11 protein-coding genes and 1 pseudogene are annotated in these 12,262 nt (G+C 72.2%); 7 read left to right on the forward strand and 5 right to left on the reverse strand.

What is annotated here, in order from left to right; translation table 11 throughout:
- Positions 1 to 45: 45 nt before the first annotated feature.
- The gene (locus FM051_RS34385; protein ID WP_158850802.1) at positions 46 to 1,374 is read right to left on the reverse strand and encodes a lysine N(6)-hydroxylase/L-ornithine N(5)-oxygenase family protein; all 1,329 of its coding nucleotides are present in this window, start codon (positions 1,372 to 1,374) and stop codon (positions 46 to 48) included.
- Positions 1,375 to 1,512: 138 nt separating this feature from the next.
- Between FM051_RS34385 and FM051_RS34390 the strand changes: the two genes are divergently transcribed.
- From FM051_RS34390 to FM051_RS34400, 3 genes are all read left to right on the forward strand, one after another.
- Positions 1,513 to 3,189 carry an ABC transporter ATP-binding protein gene (locus FM051_RS34390; protein WP_238412864.1) on the forward strand — a complete coding sequence of 559 codons (1,677 nt, stop codon included), beginning with the start codon at positions 1,513 to 1,515 and terminating at the stop codon, positions 3,187 to 3,189.
- Positions 3,186 to 4,913 carry an ABC transporter ATP-binding protein gene (locus FM051_RS34395; RefSeq protein WP_158851063.1) on the forward strand — a complete coding sequence of 576 codons (1,728 nt, stop codon included), beginning with the start codon at positions 3,186 to 3,188 and terminating at the stop codon, positions 4,911 to 4,913. Before FM051_RS34390 ends, FM051_RS34395 begins: the two co-directional genes overlap by 4 nt.
- 402 nt (positions 4,914 to 5,315) lie before the next feature.
- Entirely contained in the window at positions 5,316 to 5,762 is a 447-nt protein-coding gene (locus FM051_RS34400; protein WP_158850806.1) for an alpha/beta hydrolase family protein, read from the forward strand.
- A gap of 220 nt (positions 5,763 to 5,982) precedes the next feature.
- On the opposite strand, the gene FM051_RS53365 is transcribed toward FM051_RS34400, so the two are convergent.
- The 4 genes from FM051_RS53365 to FM051_RS34415 all read right to left on the reverse strand — a co-directional run bounded on the left by FM051_RS53365 (position 5,983) and on the right by FM051_RS34415 (position 8,367).
- The gene (locus FM051_RS53365) at positions 5,983 to 6,114 is read right to left on the reverse strand and encodes a hypothetical protein (protein WP_274383825.1); all 132 of its coding nucleotides are present in this window, start codon (positions 6,112 to 6,114) and stop codon (positions 5,983 to 5,985) included.
- On the reverse strand, positions 6,111 to 6,764 hold the full coding sequence (locus FM051_RS34405; RefSeq protein ID WP_158850808.1) for a glycosyltransferase family protein: 654 nt from the start codon (positions 6,762 to 6,764) through the stop codon (positions 6,111 to 6,113). Before FM051_RS34405 ends, FM051_RS53365 begins: the two co-directional genes overlap by 4 nt.
- 203 nt (positions 6,765 to 6,967) lie before the next feature.
- Positions 6,968 to 7,954, reverse strand: coding sequence for a LacI family DNA-binding transcriptional regulator (locus FM051_RS34410; protein WP_158850810.1), 987 nt, complete (start codon positions 7,952 to 7,954; stop codon positions 6,968 to 6,970).
- A 176-nt stretch (positions 7,955 to 8,130) separates the two neighbouring features.
- Entirely contained in the window at positions 8,131 to 8,367 is a 237-nt protein-coding gene (locus FM051_RS34415; RefSeq protein WP_158850812.1) for a hypothetical protein, read from the reverse strand.
- 85 nt (positions 8,368 to 8,452) lie between these two features.
- Here FM051_RS34415 and FM051_RS52255 point away from each other — a divergent pair, with 85 nt between their 5' ends.
- From FM051_RS52255 to FM051_RS34435, 4 genes and pseudogenes are all read left to right on the forward strand, one after another.
- Positions 8,453 to 8,992 carry an MOSC domain-containing protein gene (locus tag FM051_RS52255; protein ID WP_158850814.1) on the forward strand — a complete coding sequence of 180 codons (540 nt, stop codon included), beginning with the start codon at positions 8,453 to 8,455 and terminating at the stop codon, positions 8,990 to 8,992.
- 262 nt (positions 8,993 to 9,254) lie between these two features.
- A pseudogene (locus FM051_RS52260) lies at positions 9,255 to 9,482 on the forward strand (P-loop NTPase family protein); the annotation flags it as partial.
- Between the two features lie 82 nt (positions 9,483 to 9,564).
- The gene (locus tag FM051_RS34430; RefSeq protein WP_238412865.1) at positions 9,565 to 11,445 is read left to right on the forward strand and encodes a vWA domain-containing protein; all 1,881 of its coding nucleotides are present in this window, start codon (positions 9,565 to 9,567) and stop codon (positions 11,443 to 11,445) included.
- Between the two features lie 40 nt (positions 11,446 to 11,485).
- The gene (locus tag FM051_RS34435) at positions 11,486 to 12,235 is read left to right on the forward strand and encodes an SDR family NAD(P)-dependent oxidoreductase (protein ID WP_202919168.1); all 750 of its coding nucleotides are present in this window, start codon (positions 11,486 to 11,488) and stop codon (positions 12,233 to 12,235) included.
- Positions 12,236 to 12,262: the final 27 nt, after the last annotated feature.

Raw genomic sequence — 12,262 nt, forward strand, 5'->3', positions numbered from 1 at the left:
CGCTGTGCAGTTAGGTTTGCATAACCTAACAAATCGCGAGGCGTTTTAGCTCATCCGTGAGACGCTGATCGCGTATTCGGCCTGCACGGGCACCGTGGGCTCGCGGCGACCGAGGACGGACTCCAGGATTTCGCCCACCCGGACCGAGGTGTTGGACAGCAGCGACGACGAGATGCCGTGCGTGTGCTCGGTGCCGCCCTGCAGGTAGAGGCCGGCCAGCAGGTCGTCGTCGGTGTCCAGGCGGTAGTCGCGGCCGACGCTGAGCCTGCCCTGCGCGTCACGCGTGCAGTGCTCGGCCAGGTCGCCCAGCAACGCGGTCGGGTCGGCCTCGCGGTAGCCGGTGGCGTAGACGATCGCGTCGGCGTCGAGCACCTCGCGTTCGCCGGTGTTCAGCGACTCGACGGTCACCGTCAGCCCGTCCTCGCGGTCGTCCAGTTCGGCGACGCGGGAGAGGTTGAGCAGCCGCAACCGCTGTTCCCCCAACACCTTCTCCCGGTACACCCGCCGGTACAGCTCGGCGATCAGGTCGTTGTCGACCACCGCGTAGTTGGTGTTGCCGTGGTAGTCCATGAGCTTGCGCTTGACCGGCTCGGGCGCGGTGAAGTAGTCGTCGACCGCGTCCGGGTCGAAGATCCGGTTCGCGAACGAGCTGTCGTCGGCGGGGCTGTAGCCGTAGCGGGCGAACACCGCGCACACCTCGGCGGACGGGAACCTCTCGTGCAGGAACGCGGTGACCTCGGCGCCGCTCTGCCCGGCGCCGACCACGACCAGCCGGCGCGGGTCGGTCAGCGCCTCGACGCGGTGCAGGAAGTCCCGGTTGTGCCAGACCCGCTCGGACGGCCGGACGCCGTCGGGCAGTGCCGCCCGCAGGCCGGTGGCCAGCACCAGGTTGCGGGCGCGGCGCACCTCCAGCTCACCGGACGAGGTGCGCGAGGCCACGTCGAAGTGCGTGATCACGCCGTCCTCGGTCACCGGTCGCACGTCCACCACGTCGTGGTCGTAGGACACCAGGTCGTCCACGCGCCCGGCGGCCCACTCGAAGTAGTCGTGGAACTCGACCCGCAGCGGGAACAGGTTCTTGTGGTTGATGAAGTCGACCAGGCGCCCCTTGCTGTGCAGGTAGCTCAGGAAGGTGAAGGTGCTGTTCGGGTTCCGCAGGGTCACCAGGTCCTTGAGGAACGACACCTGCATGGTGGCGTCCTCGATCAGCATCCCGCGGTGCCAGCCGAACTCCGGCTGGCGTTCCAGGAAGTGGGCGGTCACCACGTCTTCGGGGCGCGCGGCGGCGTTGTACTCGGTGACGGCGATCGCGAGGGCCAGGTTGGACGGCCCGAAGCCGACGCCGAGGACGTCGAAGACCGGTGGCTGTTGCATGGCTGTCCCATCGGTGCGACAACAGGTTGATCGAACTTTGGTTACCCTAACCTAAGCAAGGTCGCCATGGGAGTGATCCAGACCTCTCTTTTGATTAGGGTAGCCTCACCTGACATCCAGTGGAAGGCGGACGCCGGGGTGAAGACGGTCCTCAAGACGGATGTCCTCAAGGGGGCAGTGACCGGGCAGTGGAAGTCGGTGACCCTCGCTTCGGTGCTCGGCGCGGCCCACCAGGCGGGCGAGGCCGCGGTACCCCTGCTCATCGGCGTGGTGATCGACGAGGCGGTGCGGACCGGCGCGGGCGGGCGGCTGGTGTTCTGGATCGGCGTGCTCGCCGCGGTGTTCGTGGCGCTGTCGCTGAGCTTCCGGTTCTCCTTGCGCAGCGGGGAAAAAGCCTCGCACCAGGCCGGGCACGAGGTGCGGTCCAAGCTGGCCGCGCGGGTGCTGTCGGCGGACGGCGGCGCGGCCCACGGCAGGCTGTCCGGGGAGTTGGCGAGCATCGCGACCAGCGACGCCCAACGCGTCGGGCAGGTCAACCTGGCGCTGCCGATCGCGTTCTCCGCGGTGATCGGCGTGCTGGTGGGCGCGGTGGCGTTGCTGCGGGTGTCGGTGGTGCTGGGACTGCTGGTCCTGGTGGCCGCGCCGGTGCTGCTGGGCCTCGCGCACGTCCTCGGCAAACCACTCGAACGGCGCAGTGACGCCGAGCAGGACCGGGCCGCGTTGGCGTCCGGCGTGGCGGCCGACCTGATCGCCGGGCTGCGTGCGTTGAAGGGCATCGGCGCGGAGGCGACGGCGGCGCAGCGGTACCGGCTGACCAGCCGGTCCTCCATGGAGGCCGCGATCCGGGCCGCCCGCTCGCGGGCCTGGCTGGACGGCTCGATGCTGGCGATGACCGGCGTCTTCCTGGCGATCGTGGCGCTGGTCGGCGGGCACCTGGCGGCGTCCGGGTCGATCAGCGTCGGCGACCTGGTGGCCGCGGTCGGGTTGGCGCAGTTCCTGCTGTGGCCGCTGTCGATCTTCTCGTGGGTGAACGGGCTGCTCGCGCAGGGCCGCGCGTCGGCCGCGCGGGTGGCCGAGGTGCTGGCCGCTCCCCCGGCCGTGCCGCCGGGGTCGTCACCCTTGCCGCCTCCGGTGTCCGGGCGGGTGGAGCTGGTGGACGTGGTGTCCGGGTCGCTGCGCGGTGTGTCGTTGACGGCGTCGCCCGGTGAGCTGCTCGGCGTCGTGGCCCGCGACCCGGCGGACGCGGTGTCGTTGCTGGCCGTGCTGGCGCGCGAGGTGGACCCGGCGGCCGGTTCGGTGACGTTGGACGGCCTGCCCCTGTCCACTGTGGAGAGTGAGGCGCTGCGGTCGGCGGTGCTGGTCGCGGCGCACGACGCGGACCTGTTCGAGGGATCGGTCCGGGAGAACGTCGCGGCCGGTGGTGCGCGGATCGACGAGGCGATGGACGCGGCACGGGTGGACGACGTGGCGCGGGCGCTGCCCGACGGGTTGGACACGGTGATCTCGGCGCGCGGCCGGTCGTTGTCGGGCGGGCAGCGGCAACGGGTGGCGCTGGCGCGTGCCCTGGCCGCCGCTCCCCCGGTGCTGGTGGTGCACGACCCGACGACCGCGGTCGACGCGGTGACCGAGGTGTCGCTGGCCGGCGGTATCAAGCGGATGCGGTCGGGTCTGACGACGATCGTGGTGGCGACGAGCCCGGCGTTGCTGGCCGCGGCGGATCGCGTGGTGTTCCTGGCTTCCGGTGTCGTCGTCTCGTCCGGCGCGCACGCGGACCTGGTGGCGGACGAGGACTACCGACTGGTGGTGTTGAGCTGATGCGCGAGCTGTTGGCGACCGCGTCCGGCACGCGGACCTGGGCCGCGGTCGGCGAACTGGTGCGACCGCGTCGCGGGTTGGCGTGGGCGGCGCTGCTGGTGCTGTTCGCGGGCACGGCGGTCGGGTTGATCACCGCGCCGATGCTCGGTCGGATCGTGGACCTGGTCGGTGCCGGGTCGTCCGCTCTGGCTTGGCCGGTGGTGGTGTTGGTGCTGGTCGCGGTCGCCCAGGGCGTGTCGACGGCGTTCGGCACTGCTTTGGTGGCACGGTTGGGCGAGGGGATGCTCGCCGACCTGCGCGAGAAGTTCGTGGAGCGCGCGCTGCACCTGCCGTTGGAGCGGGTGGAGAAGGCCGGCGCGGGTGACCTGACCTCGCGGGTGACGCGGGACGTGCAGGTGATCGCGGACGCGGTGCGCAACGCGCTGCCGGTGATGGCGCGGTCGGCGTTGACCATCGGGCTGACCGTGGTCGGCATCGCGGTGCTGGACTGGCGGTTCCTGATCCCGGTGCTGCTGGCGATGCCGATCCACGTGCACACCGTGCGCTGGTACGGCGGGCGGGCGGTGCGGTTGTACGCGTCGCAGCGGGTGGCCGTCGGTGTGCAGCAGCAGCAGTTGCTGGACTCGATCGGCGGCGCGGCGACCGTGCGGACGTTCGGGTTGGCCTCGTCGCACGTGTCGCGGGTGCGGTCGCGGTCGCAGGCGGCGGTGGACCTGGCGTTGCGCGGCATCCGGCTGCTGACCCGGTTCTACGGGCGGCTGAACGTGGCCGAGTTCATCGGTCTGGCGGGCGTGCTGGTGACCGGGTACCTGCTGGTGGGCGCCGGTTCCGCGTCGGTCGGCACGGCGACCGCGGCGGCCCTGTACTTCCACAGCCTGTTCAACCCGATCAACGCGGCGCTGGCGTTGGCGGACGACGCCCAGGCCGCGACCGCGTCCCTGGCACGGCTGGTGGGCGTGACGGACGAGCCGATGCCCGCGGTCGAAGGGCGGGTGCGGCCGGTGGACACGACGATCAAGCTGGCCGGGGTCGGGTATTCCTATGTGGACGGACACCCGGTGCTGCGGGACGTCGACCTGGAGCTGGGCGCGGGTGAGCGGGTCGCGCTGGTCGGCGCGTCCGGTGCGGGCAAGACGACGTTGGCGAAGCTGATCGCGGGCGTGCACGAGCCGACCAGCGGGTCCATCACCCTCGGCGGGGTGGAGCTGGGGTTGGCGGCGCGGTCGGTCGCGTTGATCACGCAGGAGGTGCACGTCTTCGCCGGTCCGCTGGTGGACGACCTGCGGCTGGCCCGTCCCGATGCCTCCGACGAGGACATCGCGGCGGCGTTGGAGCGGGTCGGGGCGCTGGGCTGGGCGTCGGCCTTGCCGTCCGGGCTGGAGACCGTGGTCGGCGAGGGCGGGCACCGGTTGACCGTGGCGCAGGCGCAGCAGCTGGCGTTGGCGCGGCTCGTGCTGGCCGACCCGCCGGTGGCGATCCTGGACGAGGCGACCGCGGACGCGGGCAGTGCGGGGGCGCGGGAGTTGGAGGCGGCGGCGGCGCGGGCGTTGGACGGGCGGACCGGGCTGCTGGTGGCGCACCGGCTCACCCAGGCGGCGACGGCGGATCGCGTGGTCGTGCTGGAGGCGGGTCGGGTGGTGGAGAGCGGCACGCACGAGGAACTGCTCGCCGCCGGCGGTCGTTACGCGGTGCTCTGGTCGGCCTGGTCGGGCACCCGGTCCTAGCGGCGGAACACGTGCGGTCCTGGATCGCACGTGTTCGTCCAGTGTCCTGGGTCTGAGATTCGTCGAGTCGCCACCGGCGAGGCCATCGGCTCCGTCCACCGCCGCCACCGGGCCGTGGAGTCCAGGAAATGCCCGGCCTAGCCGGACAAGGAAGTGCCCGCCGACCTCGACGCACACCTGATCTGCGACGACTACCGCACGCACGAACACCCCACCGTGCGGAAGTGGCCGGAAGCGCATCCGCGCGGGCGCGGACGCGATCCTCGACCGCCTCGCCTCATATCTCGATCGAATTCGCCGGCGCAGGACACTGGGTTTTGTGCGAGGCGGCGGGGCGATCCGGTACCTCGAACTGGAGCCGCCGGCGCTACGCCGGTGATCATCGTCGACTCAGGGGGAGTCTTGTCGGAGAACGTCACTTTCACCATCGCCGGGGTGGTGTTGGCCGGTTCGCTGACCTTGCCCGACCGCGGTGCGCCGGTGCCGGGTGTGGTCATGGTCGGTGGGGCGGGGCCGTCGGACCGGGACAACGGCACGCACTTCCCGGCGATCCGGCGGCACCTGGTGGACGCCGGGATCGCCGTGCTGTCCTACGACAAGCGCGGCGTCGGCGGGTCGTCCGGCGACTGGCTCGACGCGACGATGGACGACCTGGCGTCCGACGCCGCCGCCGCGCTGGACTTCCTGCCGCGACCGCCGGGCGACGCTGACCGTCGAGGTGTTCCCCGGCGCCGACCACCGCGTCCGGACCGACGGCGGCACCCGCCTGGCGCCCGGCTACCTCGACGCCCTGACCCGGTGGATCATCGGCCGGACCGGCGACCAAGGCGCCTGAACCCGTCCGTGTGAACCGCCGTGCCCGAATCCGGGCACGGTATGCCGGGGCATGTCCTCGGAGGTCCAGCCGAGCACCAGCACCGGGTCGCAGGTGTCGCCGCCGGCGCGCTTCCGCTCATGGGCGGAGTTGTGCCGCCACCGGTGTGCGCGGACACCGGACCGGCCCGCGGCGCTCCCGTCCGAGCCATCCGGCAAATCCCACGCTTACTCGACGAATTTCAGGCGCAGGACACTAGGAAAGCGCTTGCGCGAGCACGGCGGCGCTCTCCCCGACCGACGGCAGGTTCGCGATCTCATCGGCCGGCCTGCGCGCGGCCGGCCGGTGCGACTCGTCCCGCAGCACTCGCGACAGGGCCTCGGTCACGTCGGTCGACGCGGCGTCGTCGGAGCGTCGGAATCCGGCCACTCCGGGAGGCCGCGTGCCGTCGCCGGTGGTGGCTCGTAGCGGAAGCGGTGGATCGGTCGGGCGGGCAGGCCGTCGGTGGCGTCCAGCGACTCCGGCACCGAGGTCAGCAACGGTCTGGTCAGCAGTTCGGCGTCGTCCGGGCAGCCCAGCCGCGCCAACGCGTCGTCGAGCAGGGCGCAGGCGGCGACGTCGGTCTCGGCCGGCCCGACGGCGATCTCCACCTGCGGCACCTCCCACCGCCGCGCGACCACGAACGACGCGAACTCGGCCATCTCCCGCGCCACCACGTCGGGTTTGAACTCGCGCACGGCGGCCTCGACGCCGGGCAGCGCCGCACGGGCGTCCACACCGGCGGAGACGTCCCGCACCACGACCCGGTTGGCTTCCTCCATCGACAGCTCGGGCACGCGGGCCATGATCGACCCGATCTCCGCGGGCTCGGGTTCGCCCACCGGCAGGTGCCGGAACCCGGCCCGTTCGACCGCGCCCGCGAACGACACCGGCGCGCAGACCCCGACGTCGTGCCCGGCGGCCGCACACGCCCGCGCGAACGGAACGACCGGTCCGAAGTGGCCCACATCGGCGGTGGTCGCGAAGAGAACACGCATACCTGGCAGTCGGCCCGGCAGGCGCGCGCCCGTTACGCCATTCGGCCGCGGTCCGGGCAGCGGACTCACGACGTGGACGGGCGATCCCCGGCGTCTTCAACACCGACCGGCCACGACTGCTGGACTCGGTGCGGCGCCTGCTGGACCTCGAACCGGACGTGCTGTGCGTCGGCCACGGTGACCCGCTCCTGGCCGGTTCCCGGTCAGCCTGACCGGCGGACGACGAACGCCGTCGGCAGCACGACCGGTTCCGGGGGCGGGGGCGTGCCTTCGAGGCGGGACAGCAGCAGGCGCGCGGCGGCCTCGCCCATCTCCCTCATCGGCTGCCGCACGGTCGTCAGCTCGGTGTGCGCGGCGATGGGTACGTCGTCGAAGCCGACCACCGCGACGTCGTCCGGCACCCTCCGGCCGACCGCGCCCAACGCCCGGATCACGCCCAGCGCGGACAGGTCGTTGTGCGCGAACACCGCGTCGAAGCGCAGCCCGGTGGCCAGCAGCTTCTCCGTCGCCACCGCGCCGCGATCGGTGCTGAAGTCGCCCTCCACCACCAGCCTCGGGTCGACGTGCACGCCCGCGGCGCCCAGCGCGTCGAGGAAACCGTCCAGCCGCTCGCGCACGCACCCGAAGTGCGACGGTCCCGTCACGATGGCGAACGCCGTGCGCCCGGTGGACATCAGGTGCTGTGCCGCCGCCTGCGCGCCCTCCCGGTTGGTCGTGCACACGGACGGGAAGCCGGGCCTGCTGCCCCGGTCGTCGATCATCACCACCGGCAGGCCCTGGTCGTGCAACGTCTCGATGTAGCTCAAGGTGTCCGGTGGCTCGATCACCAGCAGCCCGTCGAACGCCTTCGCCGACACGTGACTGGCGAACTGCGCCAACGACTCCGCGCCCCGGTTCACCGTGTACAGCAGCAGGCCGTACCCCTCGGCCTCCAGCTCGTCCACCGCGCCCTGCACGACCTCGCCGGTCCACGGCCAGGTCAGCGACGGCACCAGCATGCCGACGGTGCGGGCCCGGCCCCGGGCGAGGCCGACGGCCCGTGCGCTGGGCACGTAGCCGACGTCCGCGATCACCTGCCGCACCCGTGCCGCGGTGGCCGCGTCGACATCCGGTTTGCCGTTGAGCACGCGGGACACGGTCGCCTTGCTCACCTGGGCGCGTCGGGCGACTTCGGCGATCGTGACGCGCACGGTGCACTCCTCGGCTGCTCCCCGGCTGACCGGTCCTCGTAACCGGCCCCCGTAACCGGTACCGAAACCGGTTACGGACACGCAGTCAACCGCTACGCGCAGGCAGCGTCAAGAGTGCGGCCACGCCGTCAGCGTGCGGCGGCCACGCGCCGGGCCGGTGCCGGTCGACCCGCCGTTCAGGCCAGCACCGCGCGGCCGGCGGGCGTCAGCTCGGCCCGCACCCACGGCTCGGAGGTCTCCGGTTGGGCCGGGCGGACCAGTCCGGCGTGGGCCAGTTCGTGGGCGGTCACCTGGTCGCAGCACAGCAGCCCGTCGACCTTCAGGTCCGGTTCGCTGCTGCGGGTCACCTCGGCCCGTCCCGCGCCGATCGCGCGGAGCAGAGCGCGTGCGCGGTGGTTCAGCTCGGCATCCATGATCGTTTCACCGTTGTCCACAGGTGGTTGTGCACTGGGGTTATCGCCGCGACACCGCGAAGTCTTACTGGGTAGGGTCGATCTCATGGGGAGAGTCGTGGCCGTGAGCCGCAGCGAGGAGTACACGTTCACCAAGCCCAACCAGGACGCCATCACGCTCGTCGCCGGGCTCGGCGTCGAGGGCGACGTGCACCAGGGCGTCACGGTGAAGCACCGGTCACGGGTGCGGCGCGATCCCACGCAGCCGAACCTGCGCCAGGTGCACCTCATGCACGCGGAGCTGCACGACGAGCTGAACGCGTCCGGTTTCGAGGTCGCGGCCGGCCAACTCGGTGAGAACGTGACCACGCGCGGTGTCGACCTGCTCGGACTGCCCACGGGCACGCGCCTGCACCTGGGTCCGCACGCCGTGGTCGAGGTGACCGGGCTGCGCAACCCGTGCCCGCAGATCGAGGCGTTCCGGCAGGGCCTGCTCAAGGAGGTCGTCGGCCGCGACGAGGACGGCAACGTGGTCCGCAAGGCGGGCATCATGTCCGTCGTGCTGGTCGGCGGCGAGGTCCGCCCCGGCGACGAGATCCGCGTGGAGCTGCCCGCCGAACCGCACAGCCCCCTCGGGCCCGTCTAGGAGCGCCGCCCGAGAGCACGGTCGCGGAACCGGTCGGGGCTGTCGGGGCTGTCGGGGCTGTCGGGGCTGTCGGGGCTGTCGGGGCTGTCGGGGCTGTCGGGGCTAAAACGGATCGACTTCGCCTGGTGGAACAAGGATCCTCTGCGGCGTGCGAAGTGCCGTGACCGTGACTCCTGTGCAGCTCCCCGACGTGCTGCTGCACCTCGCTGTCGTGCGCCCGGTGTTCCTGTGGGGCGCGCCCGGTATCGGCAAGTCGTCGTTGGTGCGCGAGTTCGCCGAATCCCTCGGCCTGGAGTGCGTGACGCTGCTCGGCGCCCAGCTCGCGCCCGAGGACCTGATCGGCGTGCCGGAGCTGGTGAACGGCCGGTCCCGGTTCGCGCCGCCCGAGTCGATCGCCCGGGACGAGCCGTACTGCCTGTTCCTGGACGAGCTGAACGCCTCCTCCCCCGAGGTGCAGAAGGCGTTCTACTCGCTGATCCTGGACCGCCGCATCGGCTCCTACGAGCTGCCCGAGGGTTCGGTGGTGATCGGCGCGGGCAACCGCGCCACCGACAACGCCCCTCGCCCGGCCGATGGCCTCGGCGCTGGTCAACCGCATGGTGCACGTCCACCTGGCCGCGTCGCCGAAGGACTGGCTGGCGTGGGCGGGCGGCGCGGGCATCCACCCGTGGGTGTTCGACTACCTGACCCAGCGGCCGGACCACCTGTGGAGCGCGCCGCCGAAGGTGGAGGAGCCGTTCTCCACGCCGCGCGGCTGGCACATGCTGTCCGACGCGCTGCACTCGTACGGCGACGACATCACCGACGACGTGCTGGGCGTGCTCGCGTTCGGCACGCTCACGTCGTCGCACGCGTCGATGTTCAAGGCGTACGTGAAGACCGTGCGGCACGCGTACGGGCTGGAGGCGGTGCTGCGCGGTGACGCCCGGTGGCCGCACGCGCCCGCCGACCGCGACCTGCTGTACTTCCTGGCCGAGGCGTTCCGGGCGCGGCTGGTGAAGGAGCTGCCGGCGGACAAGGCGCACGGGCCGGCGGCGGGGAAGTCGTTGGCGCACTGCCTGCTGCACCTGGGCTTCGGTGTGGTCGAGTGCGGCGAGGTGGTGGAGTTCCAGGCGGCGGTGAAGCTCGGCCGGCGGCCGGAGTCGTGGGAGGGGTTCGGCTGCCTCGACGTGATGCCTCCCGGCCCGAAACCGGTGCAGTGGACGGACCTGTTCGCCGCGGGCCTGGCGGGCGCCGCCGTGGCGGCGGTGGACGTCGCCGGCGGCGCGCGCAAGCAGCTCACGGACTCGCGTCCGACGCGTTCGGTGTGGGACCTGGCGTTGGGCTGGTTCGTCTCGTCGTACCCGCTGCTGGGCGCGTTGGCGTCGGGCATGACGGTGGTCGCGGACGCGGACCTGGCGCGCGGCTGGGACATCTCCATCGCGGCGGTCGACGCGTCGCGCGGCGAGATCTACGTCAACCCCAGGGCTCATCTCACACCGGCGGAGTGGCGGTTCGTGCTGGCGCACGAGATGCTGCACGCCGCGCTGCGGCACGGCGACCGGGTGGACGGCCGCGACCCGTACCTGTGGAACGTCGCGGCGGATTTCGTGGTCAACGGCTGGCTGGTGGAGATGGGCGTCGGCGTCGCGCCGGACGGCGTCCTGCACGACCCGGAGCCGGCCGGGCTGTCGGCGGAGTCCGTGTACGACCGGATCACCACCGACCTGCGCCGCTACCGCAAGCTCGCCACGTTGCGCGGTCGTGGTTCCGACCTGTTCGGCGACCCCCGGCACGGACCGCGCCACACCGCGGACCTGGACGCGTTCTACCGCCGGGCCCTGCTGACCGGGCTCAGCTACCACACCGCCGAGCGCGGCCTGCTGCCCTCGGGCCTGGTCGAGGAGATCCGTGCGCTGGAACAGCCGCCGTTGGACTGGGACGCCCGGTTGGCGCGGTGGTTCGAGGAGCACGTGCCGTCGGTCGAACGCCGCCGCACGTACGCCCGCGCGTCCCGCCGCCAGTCCGCGACACCGCACATCCCGCGTCCGGGCTGGGTGCGGCCGGAGGAAGTCGAGCGGCGGGCGACGTTCGGTGTCGTGCTGGACACGTCGGGTTCGATGGACCCCGAGCTGCTGGGCAAGGCGCTGGGCGCGATCGCCTCGTATGCGATATCCCGTGACGTCCCGGCGGCCCGCGTGGTGTTCTGCGACGCCGTGGCTTACGACGCCGGTTACGTGCCGGTGGAGGACATCGCGGGCCGGGTGCGCGTGCGCGGCCGGGGCGGCACCATCCTCCAGCCGGGCGTCGACGTGCTGGAACGAGCCGACGACTTCCCGGACGACGGCCCGATCCTGGTGATCACCGACGGCTACTGCGACGTGGTGCGGGTGCGCCGCGAACACGCCTTCCTGGTGCCCAAGGGCGCCCACCTCCCGTTCCGGCCGCGTGGCCCGGTGTTCCGGATGAGCTGACCGACGTCCGGAAGCCTTCCTGGCACTACTGTGCGCGTCCGTGACAGGACTTCTCGCAGGCAAGGTCGCGCTCGTCACCGGGGCCAGCGGAGGGATCGGGCGCGGGATCGCGGGGCGGTTCGCGCGAGCCGGGGCGGCGGTGGTCGTGCACGGCAACCGGGGTGATGTGGGTGCGGTCGTCGCGGAGGTCTCGGCGGCCGGTGGTCGGGCGATCGGGATCCAGGCCGACCTCGGCGACGAAGAGGAGTGCCGACGGTTGGTGCGCGAGGCGGCCGAGTGGAGTGGGCGGTTGGACGCGGTCGTGAACAACGCGGGGGTGCAGCCGGTGCAGGATCTGACGGGTATGACGGCCGCGCAGTGGCGTGCGGTGGTGGATGTGAACCTGACCAGTGCGTTCTGCTGCACCCAGGCCGCGGCCGAGGTGTTGCCGGCGGGTGGGTCGGTCACCCACATCGCCTCGGTCGAGGGCACGCACCCCGCCGCCGGGCACGCGCACTACAGCGCGTCCAAGGCCGCCCTGATCATGCATGCACGGTCGGCCGCGCTGGAGTACGGGCCGCGTGGCATCCGGGTCAACACGGTCTCCCCCGGCTTGATCGACCGGCCGGGTCTGGCCGAGGACTGGCCGGACGGGGTCGAGCGGTGGACGCGGGCCGCGCCGCTGGGCCGGCTCGGCCGACCCGAGGACGTTGGTGACGCCTGCGTCTTCCTGGCCTCGCCGATGGCGTCGTGGATCACCGGAAACGACCTGGTAGTGGACGGCGGAATCACCTCGCGACCCACCTGGTGAGAGATTCCGGTTGAATTGGAAACGTTG

Origin of the sequence: Saccharothrix deserti, from assembly GCF_009769385.1 — a bacterium.
GTDB classification, from domain to species: domain Bacteria; phylum Actinomycetota; class Actinomycetes; order Mycobacteriales; family Pseudonocardiaceae; genus Actinosynnema; species Actinosynnema deserti.